General features: G+C 65.5%; 10 protein-coding genes and 1 pseudogene. 3 read left to right on the top strand and 8 right to left on the bottom strand.

Annotated features, from left to right (window positions below; genetic code table 11):
- A pseudogene (locus SSA01S_RS19190) lies at positions 1–257 on the bottom strand (hypothetical protein); the annotation flags it as partial.
- Positions 258–481: 224 nt separating this feature from the next.
- Here SSA01S_RS19190 and SSA01S_RS13730 point away from each other — a divergent pair.
- Together SSA01S_RS13730 and SSA01S_RS13725 are read left to right on the top strand one after the other, a co-directional pair.
- A complete protein-coding gene (locus tag SSA01S_RS13730; protein ID WP_061780797.1) occupies positions 482–2,614 on the top strand; it encodes a TonB-dependent receptor in 2,133 nt (710 codons plus the stop codon).
- A complete protein-coding gene (locus tag SSA01S_RS13725; protein ID WP_061780796.1) occupies positions 2,614–3,714 on the top strand; it encodes a PepSY-associated TM helix domain-containing protein in 1,101 nt (366 codons plus the stop codon). The genes SSA01S_RS13730 and SSA01S_RS13725 overlap by 1 nt, the downstream gene beginning before the upstream one ends.
- Before the next feature lie 208 nt (positions 3,715–3,922).
- Here the strand turns inward: SSA01S_RS13725 and SSA01S_RS13720 are convergent, their stop codons facing one another.
- The 3 genes from SSA01S_RS13720 to SSA01S_RS13715 form a co-directional block, all read right to left on the bottom strand.
- Positions 3,923–4,987: an ROK family transcriptional regulator gene (locus SSA01S_RS13720; RefSeq protein ID WP_244885685.1), complete on the bottom strand. Its 1,065-nt coding sequence runs from the start codon at positions 4,985–4,987 to the stop codon at positions 3,923–3,925.
- An 83-nt stretch (positions 4,988–5,070) separates the two neighbouring features.
- Positions 5,071–5,223 (bottom strand): hypothetical protein, encoded by a 153-nt coding sequence (locus tag SSA01S_RS19575; RefSeq protein ID WP_156477810.1) that lies wholly within the window; start codon positions 5,221–5,223, stop codon positions 5,071–5,073.
- A complete protein-coding gene (locus SSA01S_RS13715) occupies positions 5,220–6,131 on the bottom strand; it encodes a DUF6528 family protein (RefSeq protein ID WP_206379096.1) in 912 nt (303 codons plus the stop codon). The genes SSA01S_RS19575 and SSA01S_RS13715 overlap by 4 nt, the downstream gene beginning before the upstream one ends.
- Positions 6,132–6,267: 136 nt before the next feature.
- Between SSA01S_RS13715 and SSA01S_RS13710 the strand changes: the two genes are divergently transcribed.
- On the top strand, positions 6,268–8,979 hold the full coding sequence (locus SSA01S_RS13710) for a TonB-dependent receptor (protein ID WP_061780794.1): 2,712 nt from the start codon (positions 6,268–6,270) through the stop codon (positions 8,977–8,979).
- A 295-nt stretch (positions 8,980–9,274) separates the two neighbouring features.
- On the opposite strand, the gene SSA01S_RS13705 is transcribed toward SSA01S_RS13710, so the two are convergent.
- From SSA01S_RS13705 to SSA01S_RS13690, 4 genes are all read right to left on the bottom strand, one after another.
- Positions 9,275–12,874: a family 43 glycosylhydrolase gene (locus SSA01S_RS13705; protein ID WP_082795091.1), complete on the bottom strand. Its 3,600-nt coding sequence runs from the start codon at positions 12,872–12,874 to the stop codon at positions 9,275–9,277.
- 156 nt (positions 12,875–13,030) lie between these two features.
- Positions 13,031–15,667, bottom strand: coding sequence for a carbohydrate-binding protein (locus tag SSA01S_RS13700; RefSeq protein ID WP_061780793.1), 2,637 nt, complete (start codon positions 15,665–15,667; stop codon positions 13,031–13,033).
- A gap of 23 nt (positions 15,668–15,690) precedes the next feature.
- Positions 15,691–17,097, bottom strand: a complete 1,407-nt coding sequence (locus tag SSA01S_RS13695; RefSeq protein WP_082795090.1) for an MFS transporter — start codon at positions 17,095–17,097, stop codon at positions 15,691–15,693.
- A 65-nt stretch (positions 17,098–17,162) separates the two neighbouring features.
- A complete protein-coding gene (locus tag SSA01S_RS13690) occupies positions 17,163–19,217 on the bottom strand; it encodes a glycoside hydrolase family 31 protein (RefSeq protein ID WP_156477809.1) in 2,055 nt (684 codons plus the stop codon).
- Between the last annotated feature and the right edge of the window lie 48 nt (positions 19,218–19,265).

Below are 19,265 nucleotides of genomic sequence, written 5' to 3'. Positions count from 1 at the left end.
GTTGAGCACCGCCAGAAGATGATGACTCCGGCGAGGGTGATGGCGGAGAAGACGGCGGTAGCGGCGCTTGTCCGATCTGACGGGCTCGGTGCGGGATTTCCGACCTGGGATGCAAGCTTGTATGTCCTTGGACTTTAGCGCGTCCCTTCGCATCGGCAAGAGCATGAAGCTTCGTGTTCATGCCGCCCTGGATGCGACCGATCAGGCGGCCGGGGACCCTTTTTCAACCGCAGGCTGGATGCCGTGCGGTGCACCTTCCGGACCCTAAGACCCGCCAATGAAATCACGAAATCCCGGCATTCGGCTTTGTGCCCGATTTCGGCCCTTCTGTTGATGGATCACCTGTCCAGAAGCGATTGCGAAGGATGGCACCCGAACGGCGCTTGGCGACAGAAGGCGGAATCGCATAAAGCTATGCTAATGCGAGGCTGTTGCAAATTAAGCGGCTCTTTTCTATCGCCCCCTGCGAAAGGGGAAGACCATGAAGTTCGCCATCGGTGTGATTGCCGCCGCTACCATCTGGACGGGAAGTGCCCAGGCGCAGGACGGCCACGCTGGCGAGGATGCGCTCGAAAGCGCGCGCGAGGATGTTGTGGTGACCGCCGCACGGACCAACTTGCCGGCGAGCGCACTGCCGCTGACGGTGGACGTCATCGATCGCGAGACGCTGTCGCGCCAGGTCGTGGTGTCCGGTTCGACCGTCGATGCGGTGTCCGCGCTGCTTCCGTCCTTTTCGCCGACGCGCGAGAAGATCACGGGCTTCGGCGAGACGCTGCGCGGCCGATCGCCGCTCTACGCGATCAACGGCATCCCGCAGACCACGCCGATCCGCGACGGCGCGCGTGACGGATACACCATCGATCCCTTCTTCATCGATCGCGTTGAAGTGATCTACGGTTCCAACGCTCTGCAAGGCATCGGGGCGACGGGTGGTGTGGTCAATCAGGTCATCGTCGGCGCGCCTAAGGAAAATGGCTGGAGCGGGCGGACCCTGCTCCAGGGAAATAGCGGCAATGATTTCTCCGGCGACTCGCTCGGTGGTAAGGTCGCCGGCCTGGTGAGCGTCCGCAGCGGCCGGTTCGATGCCACCGCTGGCGCGGCCTTCGAGCGGCGCGGCGTGTTCCTCGACGGGCGCGGGCGCCGCATCGGGCTCGACGGCAATCAGAGTGAGATTCAGGATACCGACAGCCTTTCCTTCTTCGGCCGGGCAGGCTTCGACCTATCCGATATCGCGCGCATCGAGGTGATCGCCAACCGCTTCCGGCTGGAAGGCAACAACCACTACGTGCCTGTCGACGGCAACCGGGCGCTGGGCATTCCCGCCACCAGCCGGCGCGGGCAGACGCCGGGCCAGCCCTCCACCGGCTTGGCCGAGATGGTGTCGGCCTCGCTTACCGATGGCGATCTGGCGGGCGGGGCATTTACGCTGCAAGGCTTCTACAACCGCACCAGCGATACCTTCGCCGGCGGTATCCTGGCGACGTTCCAAGACGCGCGGATCGCGCCGGTGGGCACGCTGTTCGACCAGTCGCGCAACGTATCGCGCAAGATCGGCGGCAAGATCAGCTACGAGCGTGCCGTGCCGGGCTTTGAGGCGCTGACTCTGACCGCGGGGTTCGACGCGCTGATCGATCGCACCAAACAGGATCTCGTCCAGACCGGCCGCGCCTGGGTGCCGCAGACCGACTTCCGCAGCCTGGCGCCGTTCGGGCAGGCCAATCTCAAGCTGTTCGATGGCGTGGTGCGGATCGCCGGGGGCGTGCGCTACGAGAATGTGCAGCTCGACATTCCCGATTATACGACGCTTGCCAGCGCGAATGCGCGGGCAGTCACTGGCGGCAAGCCGTCGTTTAAGCGTGCCTTGTGGAACGGCGGCGTGGTGGTGGAGCCGATCAAGGGCATTCGCGCCTATGGCAGCTATGCGGAAGGCTATACGATCGCCGACATCGGGCGCGTCCTGCGCGGCATCAGCCAACCCAATATCCGCATCGCCGACTTCCTCGACCTGACGCCTGTCGTGTCCAACAACCGTGAGGTTGGCGTCGAGGTGAACCAAGGGCCGCTGGAGGCCAGTGCCACCTATTACTGGTCGTCGAGCGACCTGGGCCAGGTGCTGGTGCGCGCAAGCGACGGCATATTCAACGTCCTGCGCCAGCCGATCGACATCGAGGGCCTGGAGATGAACCTCGCCGTCCGCACCCCGCTGCCGGGGCTCAAGCTCGCCACCGGCTTCGCGCATGTGAGCGGGCGCACCGACACCAATGGCGACGGCAGGATGGACGCCGATCTCGACGGTGCCAACATCTCGCCCGACCGGCTCAACCTGAGCATCGACTATGCCCGCGGACGCTTCAGCGCGCGCGTGCAGGGCCGCTATTATCTGTCGCGCCGGTTCCAGGGGCAGCCGATCGCCAATGATTTCGTCGGCTACCGGTTGTTCGACGCCTATGCCGCCTATGACCTGCCGATCGGCCGCATGATGCTGAGCGTCCAGAATCTCGGCAACACCGACTATGTCACCTATTACAGCGACACGCAGGGGCCGACCGACAATGCCCGCTTCTACACGGGGCGCGGGCGCAACTTCACGCTGAGCTGGCAGGCCGGGTTCTGATGCATATCCTTGCCCTGCTGCATCGCTGGATCGGCGCGATCGGCGGCCTGTTGCTCGCGGTGCTGGGGCTGACCGGCACGCTGCTCGTGTGGCGGGACGAGCTCACCTTCGTGGCGCATGCGGGAGATCCGGTGCGTGCCGATCCGGCCGCGCTGGCGAAGGTTGCCGGACTGGTATCAGGCGGGGGAAGACCGATCGACCGCATCACGTTCGCGGGTGACGGGCTCGGCGTCCATCAGGTGCTCTTCCGAGACGGCGGCGGCGCCTATCTCAGCCAGGCTGGGGAGACGGTCGCCCGCTGGTCGGCATCGTGGCAACGGCCCGAGCTATGGCTGTTCGATCTCCATCATCGCCTGCTGATCGGCGATACGGGGGAGACGATCACCGGCATCGCCGGCTTGGTCGGGCTGTTCTTCGTCGTCACGGGGGTGGTGCTGTGGTGGCGAACCCGGCGGCGTTTTCGCCTGCGGGCTTGGCCCGCGACGATGAAGTCCGGTGCGATCGTCCACCATCACCGCGATATAGGCGTGGTGGCTGCGCCCTTGCTGCTCGTCTCGATGGTAACGGGGGTATTGATGGTGTTTCCCGCCCTGGGCGGTGGCCTGATCGCCGAAGCGCGCCTGCACCCGCCGAAGGTGGAGGGGGGCCGCGCGGTCCCGGCCCACCGCGATCTGGCGCCGCTTTTCCGGGCTGCAGCGGCGACGTTCCCGGGTGCCGAGTTCCGCCGCCTGCAATGGCCGCGAAAGACCGGGGCGCCCATCGTCCTCCGGCTGCGGCAGTCCTTCGAATGGACCCCGAATGGTCGCACCTTCATCTATGCCGATCCCGTCACGCTGGCGATCTTGGACCACGCCGATCCCGCTGAGGGAGGCGCTGGGTCTTCGATCCGCGAGAAGCTCTATCCGATCCACGCTGCCAAGACCGGAGGTGTTCTCTGGAAGCTAGCCATGAGTGTTTCCGGCGTCGCACTGACTCTGCTGGGGAGCTTGGCAGTATACGCATTCTGGCGGACACAATGGAATATTCGTAGCGCACGATGCAGGAAGTCGAAGGCTAGGTCTCAAAGAGCGGGACAGAACATCGCTCCAATCAGGCGGTGAGCGTCGGCTGGCGACCCACATACGCCGTTCCGATGCTGGCGCGGGGACGACCGGTTTTAGCAGAACCGGACGTACGAATTCTCGGCTTTCAGGACGTCGTGGGACACCGGCGCGCAGCGGTTCGTAACTTGGTCGACCGTTTCAATGGGGCTAAGGTGTCTGCCCAAATAGCGGAGAACCAGTCACTGTTCGCTGCGGCCTGACATCATCAGGCAAAGAACGCTGTGCGCAGCGGCAGCATGGCGGCACCGATTGCCGCGGCATCGGGACCGATCGTCGATGGCACGATCCTGGGCGCGGGGCGATGATGGCCACGCCGCTCGGGGTTGGTTAACCGGATGCGTGCTATGATCCGCTCGGCGAGTACGGGCGGCAAACGACCACCGAGCACGATCAGGTCGGGGTCGAGGGTAGCCGAGATGACCGAGGCGACCAGATTGAACGACGGCGTGCAGATATCCAGCCAGCCGTCGATCAGCGGATCGGCGGAATCGAATGTGGCCAGCATTGCATGAAGGTCGTCATAGGGCTGACCCTGGGCTGCGAGATAGAGGCGTAAATTCTCAAGATTGGGCTGCGGCCAGCCCTTGGGCAGGACGGAAGCAAACTCGCCGGCATTGCCATGGCTGCCACGCAGTTGTGCGCCACCCGCGATAACCCCGCCGCCGAAGCCGACAGCAAAATACAGATAGGCAAAGTCGCTCGTTATCCGACCCGCGCCCAGCATCGCTTCACCGACCGCGGCGACGTTGCCGTCATTGTCGACCCAGACCGGGCCGCCGAGCCGTTCGGCCAGCATCGTATCGATCGGGATCAGTGCCCATGGGTCGAGCTGGGGCGGCGGGTTCAGCCGTGCGCCGTCGCCGATGAAATAGCCGGTCACTCCGACACCGATGCCAATCCGTCGCGCCGGATCGAGCGCCGCTTTGATCACCGTCGCGTCGACCAGCGAAGCGATTTGCGCGGCCGCCCGAGCGAAGTCGACGCTCAGCAGCCGTGCGTCGGCGCGCGCCCGGATCGCGCCGGTCATGTCCATCAGCACCAGTGACACCGCGTCGGTCATCACCGACACACCGACCGCGAAGGCGGCATCGGCGTTTAGGCGAAGTTTGGCGCTCGGCTTGCCGCGGCCGGCAATCTGGGGCGCGCCCTCCACGAGCAGGCCGCGGTCGATCAGCGGATCGACGAGGCGCGTGATCGATTGCGCCGTCAGGCCCGTCGCGCGGGCGAGGTCGGCGCGCGAGGCTGTGCCGGTCCGGTGGAGGAGCGCCATCACCACACGCTCGTTGTCGGTCGCGGTACGGCGCCCGTCTTCCCGTAGAAATGCAGGCGCGAACTGGCCCGCGAAGCCATGACTCATGTGCGGATGTCCTTCGGATGGATCGGCGCGATACGCCGCTGCGGCCAAACGCACCATGCTGCGACCGGACAGGCAACGAGCAGCGCTGCGACGAATGTCGCAAGAGCATCGAGCGCGAACATGGTGTGATCGTCAGGTGCGGCGATCATCCCGCCGTTCGTCGATAGCGGGACGGTCGTCCCCGTGTCGGGATAGGCGATGGTGGTCGGCAATTGCAGCATCGAATCCATCGGACCTTGTAGAGGTGAAGCCCTTCCACCTGGATGCGGCGCGGGGCGGTGCCCTGCGCGGTCATAATGGTGAAGCCGTGCGCCCACCAGCTTTCCTCGGCCTGGACCCAGGCGATGCGATTGCCCATCGCGCTCACCGCCTTGACGCGCAACTTGGGGTTGAGCGGTGCGATGGCTTGGAAGCTGCCGTCATCGGGGTTGAAAGACCAAGCGCCATCATCGGTAGTGACGGTATAGTCGCCATTGGGCGTCTGCGACAGGTCATGCCCGTCGCGCCGCCCCGGCAGCGGCCAGCGCGCCGTCTCCACGAGCCGGGGAGACGGCCCGGTCGGATCGAGCCGGAAAGCCTGGACCAGATCGTGCGACAATGTGAACAACCGCGTGCGCTTGGCGTCCCAGACCGCCCCATGCCCGGACGGCAGTGGCAGATTCTGCAATGCCATCTCGCTGCGGTGGACGTCGTAGAGTTCGAGCCGGTCCCCCGCCGGATCGATCGACAGTGCGACCGCGACCAGCCCGCCGGGCAGCAGCGCCGCCGAATGCGCCATCGGCGTCTTGGCGCGGAACAGGCTCACGCCGGTCGCCCGATCGATCAGCACCGTTGCGCCGGTCGAGGCGGTGACGAGTAGCGCGCGACCATCGTCCATCGGCTTGCAATCATCAATATGCCTCAGCAGCGTCGCCCGATACTCGGCGGGCAGGTCGGTCGCCTCGCGTGCCGTCCAGCGCCACGACTCGATGGCGCGATCGCCCACGATCCGCAGTTCGCGGACTTGATCGTCGCCGCAGGCATAAAGGCGATCCGGTGTCGTCGCCGTCGCGGCCATGGCCAATAAACCTATAAGAAACATCACCATATCCCTCCCTTAACGCGTCCGCCGCGTCACCCTCGATGCGCCGTCACGGTTATGTCACCTATAGTGATTAAATGACGCGATCATGTCATTCCAAGGGGGATTCGCCATGGCGTTTCGATCACAATTTCGCTTGCTGCTGCTTCTGTCCGCATCCTTGCCGTGCAGCGCCGTTGCACAGAGCAGGTTCGCGCCCGACCAGACGGCGAACCTTGGGGCGCCGCCCGTCGCCGGTTCCGAGAAGGAGGGCGATATCGTCGTGACCGGCGCGCGGCTGCAGGCGAAAAAGGACATCGCCGCCAAGCGCGAAATCTCCGTCATTTCCGACAGCATCAGCTCAGACGAGGTCGGGACGCTGCCGGACTTTGGCTTGGGGGAGGCTTTGACGCGCGTTCCGGGCATCTCCACCATCCAGAACAATGGTCGCGGCGAAGCGCAATTCCTGTCGATCCGCGGCCTCAATGCCGACTATAACCTTGTCGAAATCGATGGCGTGCCGCTGCCGGCCAACGAAATCTCCCGCCGCAACGTCTCGCTGGACGTCATCCCATCGTCGCTGGCCGCGCGGGTCGACGTCTACAAGTCGATGGATGCGGCGATGAACGCCAATGCGATCGGCGGTATCGCCAATCTCCGGACGCGCAGCGCGTTCGATAATGGCGGTAAGCCATATCTGGGCGGTCGCGCGGACATGGGGCGCTGGAGTTTCGAGCGCACGCGCGGCGGTAACACCCCATCGGGTCAGGCCGAACTGGTCGGCGCGACCACCTTTGGCCCGGACCACAAGTTCGGCGTGGTCGTCGCGGGCAGCTATTTCCGGCGCGTCAGTGCCTCGCTCGATTCCGCCAGCACGGCGCCGCTCTACGTCGATCCGATCACCGGCCAGAAATTGAGCTCGGCGACGACCGATGTCAGCAACGCCGCTGTCGTGCCTTCGGTCCGCCGCTGGCTGCACTATGACAATCTGCGTCAGCGCTATGGCGGCCTCGCCAAGTTGGAGTTCGACGATCATGTGATGTTCAAAGCGGCCCTGACCTTTGCCGATTTCTACCACAGCAATGACGAGGATCGGCAGGCTAACAGTGTCACGCCCAACACAGCCGTAACCGCCGCCACCAACCAATACACCTATATCACGGGCGTCACCCCCGCTGGCGGCACCGTCCTGAGCGGCAACTATGCACAGGACGATGATTCCCATTATTTTCAGAAGCGGGGCATTAAATATGCCGATTTTCACGGTGAGCTGAATCCAGGCGATCATATCGCGGCCGATCTGGGCGTGAACTACGCGATCGCCACCTATCATCAGGATGCCACCACCTCGGTCTTTCGCATTCCGGCGGGCACCAACCTCGCTTATACCTATACGCTTACGCCAGGGCGGTTTCCTCAGTTCAATTTTGCCGCGCCAAGCTATGTGTTCAACCCCGCAAACTATAATTTTTATGATTATCAGATTGCGCCCGATGATCAGAAGGAAAAGGCGCTGACCGGGCGGGCGAACCTGCGGATGAACATGGCGGGCGAAGATCGCGGATTTGGAGCGGCCATAGGGCTGTACGCCCGCTTCGTTGATCGCCGGTATGATCGTAACGTTCGTGATTATGCGCCGATCGCCGGGGCTGCGCCATTGTCGACCTTTGCCGCGCCGCAGCGCTACACGCCTTATAATGGCGGCGGTCAGACCGTGATGTTCTTCGACCCCGCTGCGGTCACGGCGTTCTTCACCGCAAACCCCACCAAGTTCGTTGCGAATACAACGAACGCGCAAGCCAGCCTGCAATCTGATTATACGCTGACCGAAGACATCAAGGCGGCCTATGCCATAGGTCGCTATGTGCTGGACGATCTGCGGGTCACCGCCGGAATCCGGTATGAGGGCACCGATCTGACGACCGGGTCGAACGGCTTTACCACGGTCGGCAAAACCACGACGCTTACCTACGGCCAGCAATCGCAGCATTATCACAATTGGCTGCCGTCGGCGGAACTCGACTGGAACGTGACAAACACGCTGCGCGCCCGCGCGGCGTTCAGCCGAACACTTGCGCGGCCAAATTATAGCGATCTGGCGGGCCGGCAGACCATCGCCATCAATTCCGGGACCAATTTTGTCTCGATCACAAGCGGCAATGCGCAGTTGCAGCCCCGACGTAGCGACAATTACGACGTAAGCCTTGAATATTATGCCAACCGGGATGTCCTGATCTCGCTGGCGGGCTTCCTCAAAAAAGTTCGAAACGAGATCCTGACGGTCAGCAATACCGCGCTCCAACCCTATAACGGGGTCATTACGCAGGTCACCACCACCCAGCCGATCAACGCCAGCGGGACGGTGATCCGGGGCGTCGAACTGAACGCGGTCGTCACCCGCTTCTCATTCCTGCCGAGCCCGATGGACGGACTGGGCATTGCGGCCAACCTCACCCTGCTGGACCCCACGCCGCCGTCGGTGATGATGACGAACGGCACGCGCCGTCAATTGTCGAGCCTGATCGAAAGCGCAAATGTCGTCGGTAACCTTCGTGCCTTTTACACGATCGGCCCCGTCACCGTGCAAGGCGCGTGGAACCACCTGGCGCCTCTCCTGCTGACGGTGTCGACCACCGACCCGACCCAGGATATTCGGTACAAGGCCAGCGATGTCTTCGATGCGCAGGTCCGCGTTCGGCTGTCGCAGGCCATCACAATAGTGGCCCAGGGCAAGAACCTGTCCGACAATCGCCCGATGCGCGTGACGGGTCCCGGCTTTGGCTTGCTGAGCGAGGAACTGGAAAACGGCCGCGCCTATTACATTGGCGCGTTGTTTCGCTTTTAAGCACGATTGGATATCGCCGCGCGGGTCAGGTCGGACTCCGCAATGCATCTTCGTAGGCAAGGTGGGAGTACATCCGGGATCGGATAAACGCCCACCTCCGCCGGAAGCCTCAATCCCCTGCCTACCATTCGAACGACGGCTGAATGTCGCTTTTTGAGTCGTCTGCCCAGCCACGGCGCGGGGAACAGAGCAATCAGGCAGTTTCCCGCGCGATCGGCCCGATTTCCACACTCTTGAGACCACCGGCGTGCGGCGGTTGCGGCATGAATTTTTGCGCGTCAGCTTGCGGGGCGGATCAGCGGACCGTCACCGCCATCGTGACACGGCGGTTGGCGGGGGCGACCTCCTCGTCCTGGGTCATGTCCAGCAGGGGGCGGCCGTCGGCTGCCCAGTGAATGCGGCGTACGCGGGCGTCACGTCCGTCGCCGCCGACGCCGTTGCCCCAGCTGTGATAGACATAAAGCGGGTTGCCGTCCTCGTCGGTGGTGAAGGCGCCGTGGCCGGGTCCCTGCTCATAGCGGCGATAGTCGATGGTGCCGGCGGGCATTGGCATGCTCTTCTGGAGCGGTGCGGACCATTTGCGCCATACATCCCTCCGCGTCAGATCGGCGTCCAGCGGGGCGGAGATGCCGTTGACGACATAGGTGGGGCTGACCCCGGAACTGGAATAGACGAGCGTTACCCGGCCGTCATGGGCGAGCGCAAAGCCGCCCTCCGCCAGATTTTCCTCGACCGATGTCTCGGGCACGATGATCGGGGCAGGGGCCCCGGCCAGCCGTGTCGGGTGGGTGGGATCGACCTTGGCGATCCAGGTCAGCGGATCGCCCAGCGGGCCGGATGTTGGGATATAGCGCTGAGACCAGGCGTAATAGCCCTGACCGCCAATCGTGAAATAGGTCATGTCCAGGCTGATATTGGGCATTCCAATGCGGCCGAGCGGGGTGCCGTCGGCCTTGAGGATCGCGGACGGCGGCGACCAGTCGGCGGGATTGGCCGGATCGCCGCCCTTGCGCAGTTGGATGATGTGCGATTGGACGCGCGACCATAGGCCGCCCTCGCTCGACTGGTCGTCCTTGGGATTGAAGCAGGGGGCGAAGAGGATCGACAGCCGACCGCCGATCTCATGGATTTCCGGGGCCCAGTAGCAGCCCGCGATCACGCGCCCCTCGCTGGTCCGGTCGCGGCGCGTGCGACGGTTGAGCACGTCGATCTCGCGCGCGCGGCCGCCCTTGTCGTCGGCCAGGTCCTCGATCCGGTCGGCGATGCGGAGCGGCAGATGCGCGGAGCCGACATTGTCGTTGTTCGTGTCGTCGGTTGCGGTGAAGAGATAACGGACGCGGCCATCACGCTCCCAGCGATAGATGTTGGGATCGGCGCGGTTATAGGCCAGAATCGCCGGATAGCGGCGCTGGCGGACCGTACCGTGGACCAAATAGCGGCCGGGGCGGTCGAGCTTGGCGAGATCGACGGCGTCCCAGTCGACCGCGCGGGTGGCGGTCGAGCCATCCGAATAGCCCAGCGTGGCGCGCACGGCCTTCAGCGCGGCGAGTTGGCGGCGGGAGACGGTCTGCGGCGCAACCTGGGCCGTGACGTTGACGATTCGGCCGAAACGGTTGGCGAGCGTGGTTGCGGTGGTCGGCGCGATCGCGAGCGTGTCGCCATCGGTGGTGGCGATGGCCCCCGCGCGAACCGCGCCGACATTGCCCGTAGAGACAACGCTGGAGCGGCGGCTGCCATAGGGTGTGTCATGGTCCTCCGTCCGCGCCAGATCGGTCACGGTCGTCCAGCGCGACTGGCCGGTGCGGTCTGTCCATGACACGAGGTACCGCCCGGCGGCCGAATCCCAGACGGCTCGGGGCTTTGCCACGCCGTTGGCCGGGCCCAGGTCGAGGGTACCGAGTTCGGTGAAGTCGGCGGGCCGCCGGGGATCGCTGCGAAAGATCAGGGTCGCGGTCGGATCGGGGTCGGGCTTGCCTGCCATGTCGACGCGCGTTGCGATGACGCCCAGTGCGCCATCGGCGAAATGGAAGAGCGACGGGTCGGCCACGCCGCGCAGGGCGATCTGGTCGAGGCCGATCGGGTCGCCCTTTGCGAACAGCACGCCATAATCGTCGTTGAGCGGACTGGCCTGGCCATCGGCGTCGGTCAGCGCCAGATGGACGCTGCGGGCGACCGTCGGCTGGTTCACGGCCTCCGCCGTGGTGGGCGTACGGCTATAGGCCCGCAGGCGACGCGCGTCGGCGCCCAGCACCGTCACGGCGAAGCGCTTGGTCTGCGTCGTGCCGTCCGGCAGGGTCAGTGTGCCCTCCAGATGGACGAGGTGCTCCTTGCCGTCGGGATTGGTGAGGATGCCGTCGCTCACGGCCCCGCCATCGGCGCGCCAGCGAACGCCACGACCATCGGGCACGGGCAATCGTGTCCCCGACGCCAGGACCGGCGGCACGACCCAGCGATCTGTGAGGCTGGCGCCCTGGGCCTGGGACGGGGCCGGGTTCCAGTGCGCCACCAGCGCATCGCGCTCGGCCGCGGTGATCGGCAGCACCGTGCCATGGCGCGGCGAGCGGGGCAGGTGGAAGCCGCGCGGAATGGTCCACTTGATCTTGCCGTCGAGCGAATGGGTGGCGAGCGGGATATATCCGACCCCGCCATAATTATCGACCCACAGGAAATAGCGAAAGCCGCTGGCATCGCCGGGATTGGCGCGGAACGCGGTCGGCCCCTCCACCTCGGGCGTGCCGGCGCGGCGGCCGATGCAGCGGTCCACGATCCGCCATGCGCCGGAGTCGCCAGTCGCGCGGAGGGAGGAGGAGACCTGGGCCAGGATATCGGCCGACGGACAGCCATCGGTGTCGGTGATCTTGGTGAAGCGGTAATAGCGGTCTCCGTCCTTCAGGACCGTCGCGTCGATCATCCCCCTGTCCTTCACCGCGCCGGGGACATCGGTGGATTTGAACCAGGGCGTCGGCGGGGTGAAGTGGCGGAAGTCGCGGGTGACCGCGCTCAGGATTTGCGGGCCGTTGCCGTCCGGGATCTTATGCGCGGCGTCCTTGTAGAGCGTCGAAGTCCAGTAGACGACATAGGCGCCGATGCTGGGATCGTAGCTCGCCTCGGGGGCCCAGGTCATGCCCGCATTGGGCAAATTGACCCGGACATGGCGCTGCTGGCCCCAGTGGACGAGATCGGTCGATTCCCAGATTTCGAGATAGTGGCTGCCCTGGTCGGTCGACCCGCCCCAGCCGGTGCGGCCCGCCGACAGGTCGGTGGCGAGCAGAAAGAATCGGTCGCCCTCGGCCGAGCGCATGATGAAGGGATCGCGCAGCCCGCGCGTGCCTTCCGTGGATTGGAGAATGGGTTCGGCGTCGTTCAACGTCTTCCATTGCAAGGCGTTATTGCCGTCGGACACGGCGAAGCGCACTTTTTCGCCCTCGACGCTGTCGCCGGTGAAATAGGCGAAGACATAGGCGGAGGGCGGCAATGCGGCCGGGGGGGCGGCGAGCACGGTGACGTCCAGCGGCACGTCGATCGGGCGGCGGCCGGGAAGGGTGACGGTGGCGGTGAGGCGAACCCGGCGGTCGGTCCGACCGCGTGAGACGAAGCCCTTGCGAACGACGTCTTTGCCGTGGCGGTTGTTGGTGGCGGAAATGACCTTCGCATCTGAGGAGCGCCATGTGATCCGCGCGGCGGTCATGTCCGGGCGAGCGGCCAGGGCGGGGAGTTCGGCGGTACTCTCCGGTAGGGTCAGGCTGCCGCGGATCGGCCCGGCGAGCGACAGTTCGTCACGCAATGCCGCAGCGATCGTGTCGCGCTCCGGGTCTGCGGCAGGGGCTGCGCCACCTAGCGCAATGATCGCCATGGGCAGCGGCAGGATGCGCAGAAAACAATGCGTGGCCGTCATCCGACTTCTCTCCCATTGGCGTGGCTGGCTTCGGTGCCGCCCATTGCGTCGAACGATATGTCGGACATTTGTCGCGCGGCAAGTACGGAGTTGCGGGCCCTGGTGCGGCGTCGGCGACAGACCAGGACCTGGTGCCCTGCTTTTGCGGGCGAGCCGTCAGGGCATGGGCGTGATGGTAATCCGGTCGATATTGGGGGCGAAGCGCGAGCGGAGCAGGATGCCGGGCCAGCTCTGCGACGCATAGGTCCGGCCATCCCAATTGGGCTGTTCCTCGCCCGCGATACGGATGGTGTTGGCGCCTGCCTTCAGCGTCACGGGTACCGTCATCTCCCACCAGTTGTTGGCGTTGAAGCTGTGCGGCGCACTGACCAGGATCGGTTCGCCGCCATTGACTGCAATGCGCGCGATCCGGGCGAGCGGGTCGGGATTGTAATGCGTCGCCTTGGCCTGTTCCTCGTTGGAATAGCGCAGGGTCAGTGCATAGGTGCCAGCACGGTCCGCCATGACCCTGGGGAAGGTCAGCGTGTTGCCGTTGCCCGGCGCGCCACCGATGTCGAATACCGCACGGCCTCCGCTGGCCAGCGACGCCGCGCCGATGCGCGCGGTCCCGGCGACCTGTGCGGCCTCCGCTTCGTAATGGCGGGGGGCGGGGCTGGTCTCGGGCGTCACCGACAGACCGCGCAGCGACGGCGATCCGGCGGCGGCGGTCAGCACCACCTTGTTGATCCCGCCGAGCAGGAAGGAATGGCCCTTCGTCTCGCGGCCATTGACCGCCATCCGCACCGCGCCGCCGCTGGCGTCGGGGGCAAGGCGCGCCAGGCCGTCCCGCGCGGCATAGACCCAGAAGGTCGCGCTACCGTCCTCCGCCAGCGTCACCGCGTCGCCGCCGGAGCGGGACCCGCCCTTCAGCACCGCGTCGGCCACATCGTAATGGGCGCGGGTGGCGGCGGGATCGGCGGCGGTCAGGGTGATGCGGTCGACCATCGCATTGCCCTGCGTCCGCCCCTGGCCGTCCCGGCTTCGGGTCGAGAGCGTCAGGATATGGCGGCCGCGCGTCAGCGAAACGGTCGTATCCGCATGGTCGAGCACGGCGGGCTTGTAGCCCAGCGGCAGGAACAGCTCGCCCGCCGCTTTGCCGTCGATCAGCAGATAGACATTGGTCGGCCCCTGCGCCTCGGCCAGCGGGTCCTTGTTGAAGGTGCTGGCGAGCACGCTCAGGTCGTAGCGCCCGGCGCGCGGCACCTCGACCGCGAAGTCCAGCGCGGCGTCGGTGCCGGTCTTGAACCCCTCGACCAGATAGCCGTTCGAGACGTGGAAGCGGTCGACATGATCGGGCGAGCCTTCGGGGCCGCGCACGCTAAGGCCCTCGCCACGCCGAGTCGCTTTTTCCGCCTCGTAATCCTGTCGCCAGCGCGAAGGGACGGCGGTGGGCCGAACGCCCTGGCCAGGGGTGAGCAGCAACTCATAGGCCGCTTCCTCGCGAAGGGCGGGCCAGCCGTCTTGGCCGAAGGGGAGGGCGACCTGGCCATCCTTCACCGGCACGATCCGGTCGCCGACCAGGACCGGCGGGGCGCTATCGCCCAACTGGCCGGTCCATCCGATCTCGCGCACCCGCACGCGGGCGGTGCCGCCGAAGCTGGCGGGGACATGGGTAAGGGCCACGGTCGCCGCGCCGGATGCGCCGCCGAACAGCATCCGCATCTGGCCGCGCGCCGGGTCCAGCGTCGCCACGCCCTGCAGCGTATAGCTCTGGTCGGGATGCGGCGGCGTGACGGCCAGGGTGTGGCCGCTCATTGTGGCATAGCGGTTCAGCAGCCACCATTGCCCGTTGCCGCGATTGGCCTGGACGGCGGAGTCGCTCAGATTGCCGTCGATATTCCAATAGGCGATGTCGGCATCGACCTTGGAGTCCTCGATAGCCGCGACCCACTGCACCATCTGGCCGGGGACCGAGGTGTGGTAGTTATAGGCATATTCGTTGATGTTCACCGGCAGGTGGCGGCCCTGCCACTGGGTGCCCTTGACCAGCCGGTCCTCCCATTCGCGGTACTTGCGCACGCTGGTCCGCACCGTCGCCGGGTTGCTGAGTTCGTGCCAGGTGATGATGTCGGGCATGGTGTCGGCGGCGATGGCGTGGCGCAGAAAGCCTTCCACCTCTGGGTAGAGGATGCTGGTGTTCGGCCCGGCAATCCGCGCGCCGGGCAGTTCCTGGCGGATCATCCGTACCGCCCGGTCCCAGGCGTCGTTGAACGCGGTCGGGTCCTTCTGCCACCGGATATTGTTGCAGCTCTTAGGCCCTTCGGCGAACATGTTGCCGTCGGGCTCGTTATAGGGGACGAAGACGATCCGGTCGCGATAGCGCGGGGCCATGGTCTTCACCTGCCGCACCTGCGCGCGCAGCTTCTCGATATAGTTCGTCACCGACTGCGCACAGTCCCCAGTCTTCCAGTCATAGGGAAATTCGCGGTTGATGTCGGTCATGTAGATATAGGTGTCGCCGCCCGACGCATCGGTCAGCAGCGTCGACACCTCCAGCGCGTCGGCACCCGGATGCTGCGGCCCGTCCTGCGCCTTGGTCGAGACGGTGCGTAGGGCAATGCCCTCGACCAGATTGGGATGCGGCAGCCGCGCGTCGTACAGACCATAGAGTGTGCCCGACGCCCCGCCATGAAAGGCGCCGGTGTCGCTGGCGAGGTCGACGGTGATCGTCTCCTGCGCAAGTGCTGGCACCGCGACCGAGCCGAGCAAGACGGAGATCAGCACGGAGGCGGAACGGCGGGGCTTTTGGGTCATGGATCGGGGTTCCGGGATAGGGGTCATGCGCCGCGCTCGGCGGTCATGCGCGCGATGGTGGCGCGGTTCAGGATCAGGCGCGAGACGGCAAAGGCCAGCGCCAGGTGCATCAGGCCGGGAATGATGGTCGACAACAGGCGGATGCCGGCCAGCGACAGGGGCGTCTGGTTGCCCGCCCCCGCCCTGTAGGACACGAGGACCAGCACCCCACTGATCAGCGCACCCGCCACCGCCCAAGCCAGCTTCACGAAGAACTGGTTGAAGGCGAAGCTCATGCCCGAGGAGCGCATCCCCAGCTTCCACTCGCCATATTGGTCGGCCAGCTGGATCAAAGTGAAGTGGAGCGGCAGGGTGCAGCCCAGTACGATGCAGCACAGCCCGACCAGCACCAGCCACAGGGTCGGATAGTCGCCCGGTACGAAGAAGGTAGCGCAATGTCCGGCGACCAGGATCAGGTTCACCCAGATATAGACGCTGCGCACATCGAAGCGGCGCGTGAACGCTTGCACCACGATCGAGCCCAGGAACCCGCCCACCGTCGCGGTGCCGAAGAACAGCGCCTGATAGGTCGCATCGCCCTTCAGCACATAGGTGATGAAGTACAACGCCGCGCCGCCCTTGGTATTGAAGATCGCGATCAGCAGCAGCGTCATCAGGAAGGTCCAGCGCAGCTGGTCGTTCTTCAACGTGTTGGCGATCGCGACCTTCAGCGGCACGTCGGCGGAATCGGCGGCGGCGACCCGCTCGCGCACGAACAGGAAGCAGATCAGGAACATGACGACCGCCGCCGCGCTCAGGATCGCCACGCCGTCGCGATAGCCGCGCGCGATGTCCGCACCGCCCAGATGGCGCACCAGGATGGGCAGCCCGACCGACACGCAGAAGGACGCCACCGCGACCATCGCGAAGCGCACCGACTGGCACGACACGCCTTCGCGCTCGCTGTCGGTCATCCGGGTGATCAGCGCGCAATAGGGGACGTTGTTGAGCGAATAGGACAGAGCGAGCAGGAAATAGGTGATCGCGGCATAGGCGACCTTGCCGTCATAGCTGAAGTCCGGCGCCTGGAAGGTCAGGAAACAGCTGAGCCCCACCGGAATCGCGGTCCAGAGCAGATAGGGCCGGAACCGTCCCCAGCGGGTCGTGGTGCGGTCCGCCATGATGCCGATCAGGGGATCGGACACGGCATCGAAGATGCGCAGCGACAGGAACAATATGCCGACGATGCCCGGCGCCAGCCCGAAGACATCGGTATAGTAGAAGGTCAGGAAATTGGCGATCAGCCCGGTGACGATCGTGCCCCCCGCATCGCCGAAGCCGTAGCAGATTTTCTCGATAAAGGGGATGGAGGCAGGCGGAATCGGGGCGGGCGCGCCGGGCCGCCGCTCGTGATCCGCTGCTATGGCGTGGTCCGCCATCGATGCCGCCATGACCTTCTGCCTCCTCTGTCGGTCCGTCCTTTGACGGTTCCGTTGAAATTCCCGATGCGTATCGCCTAGCGCGTCTTGTCGAACGCCGCCGTTACCGCCGCGCCGTCGCGGATGAAGACGGGAATCCGGTGGACCGGTGCCGAGCAGCAGACATGCCCACCGCCCTCGACCCGCTCCCTGGTCCAGGCGTCCAGCCATATCCCCTCGGGCAGATAGACGCATCGTTCGCCGACGCCCGCCGCCGTCACCGGTGCGACCAGCAGGTCGGGGCCGAACATATACTGATCGTCCACCGCCCAGCAGCGCGGATCGTTGGGATGGTCGTAGAACATCGGCCGCATCAGCGGATCGCCATGCTCATGCGCGGCCCGCATCAGCGATGCGACATAGGGGCGAAGCCGCTCGCGCAAGGCGGCATAGCAATGCAGCGCCTCGTACACCCGCTCGCCAAAGCTCCACAGCTCGTTGCCCGCCCCCGTATCGCACTGCGCCACGCCGTCGCGGAACGGCTCGGCGGGCGGGGTGATCGGATCGCGGTGCCCATGCATCCGCAGCACGGGCGTGAAGACCGCCCATTGGAACCAGCGGATCATCAGTTCGTGAAAGGCGGGATCGCCGACATCGCCGCCATGGAAACCGCCGATATCGGTCGTCCACCACGGAATGCCCGCCATCCCCATGTTCAACCCGGCGCTCAGCTGGTTGCGCATCGCCTCGAACGAGGAATGGATGTCGCCCGACCAGACCAGCGCGCCGTAACGCTGGCTGCCCGCCCAGGCGCAGCGGATCAGGCTGACGATCTCGGTCTCGCCCTCGGCGCTCAGGCCGTCATGAAAGGCCTGGGCGAAGTGCAGCGGATAGGCGTTGCCGACCGCCAGCACGCTGCCCGCATGATAACGGTAATTGTCGTAGTCATAGGCGCTATATTCCGGCTCGGCCTCGTCCAGCCAGAACAGCGCCACGCCCTGCTCGCGATAGTTGCGCTTGACCGTATCCCACAGGAAGGCCCGCGCACCGGGGTTGGTCACGTCGATGAAGCGGGTATTGCCCAGAAATTCCTGCTGCACGTCCAGCCCCCGCTTGGCCCGGACCAGATAGCCCTTCTCGACCAGCGCGGGATAGTTTTCCGAGCGGTGATCGACCGTCGGCCAGACCGATACGAGCAACTGCGTGCCCATCGCCTTCAGCTCGGCAGTCATCGCCGCCGGATCGGGCCATTCGCGCGGATCGAAGCGCCAGTCGCCCTGCACCGGCCAGTGGAAGAAATCGGCGACGATGACGGCCAGCGGAATGCCGCGCGCATGATAGTCGCGCGCGACCGACAGCAACTCGTCCTGCGTGCGGTAGCGCAGCTTGCTCTGCCACAGCCCCAGCGCATAATCGGGCATCATCGGCACGGTGCCGGTGACGCGGGCATAGTTGCGCACGATTTCTGCCGGACTGTCGGCGGCGGTGATCCAGTAATCGATCTCATGCGCGGCCCGCGCGGTCCAGGTCGCGCCATTGGCGGCGAAATGCGCCTCGCCCACGGCGGGCATGTTCCACAGAAAGCCATAGCCATGGCTCGACACGACAAAAGGCACGCTGGCCTGCGAATTGCGTTGCGCCAGCTCCAAAAGGCACCCGGCGAGGTCGAGATGGGGCTGCTGATACTGGCCCATGCCATAGAGGCGTTCGTTCGCCTTGGCCTCGAAGCGGACGGTGATCTGCGCGGCGTCGCCGTCGAGGACCTTGAACTCGCGTCCCGCCAGGCCCAGCGCGCTGATCGTGCGGATGGCCTTGGTCCCGACCGTCCAGAATTGGCTGATCGTGTCGCGCTGCCGCCATTTCTCTTCCAGCAGCAGCTCGCCGCGCTGGTTCAGGAAGCGGACGCGGCCCTGAAGGTCGACCTCGGCGGTGATGCGGCCATGGGTGATACTTGCGGTCGTGCCGTCGCGCGTGACGACGGGGTCGCTCGCCCCGGCGGCGATGTCGTCTAACAGCGCGCCCGGCGTCGCGCCACGATCGGGAAAGGGGGAGGCACGCAGCCGCAGCCCGTCCGGCCCATGCGCCTCGATCCGCAGCCAGTCGCCGTTATAACGCCACGATATCGCGCGTGCTTCCAGAACAAGCGTGTCCAAGCGCCCTGACCCTCCCCATACCATTCTGCGATGGCCGTAAACGTTTAC

It is taken from the genome of Sphingomonas sanguinis NBRC 13937 (assembly GCF_001591005.1).
GTDB classification, from domain to species: Bacteria; Pseudomonadota; Alphaproteobacteria; order Sphingomonadales; family Sphingomonadaceae; genus Sphingomonas; species Sphingomonas sanguinis.
The sequence above is the reverse complement of the archived record's forward strand: the minus strand, read 5'-3'. Positions and strand labels throughout refer to the sequence as shown.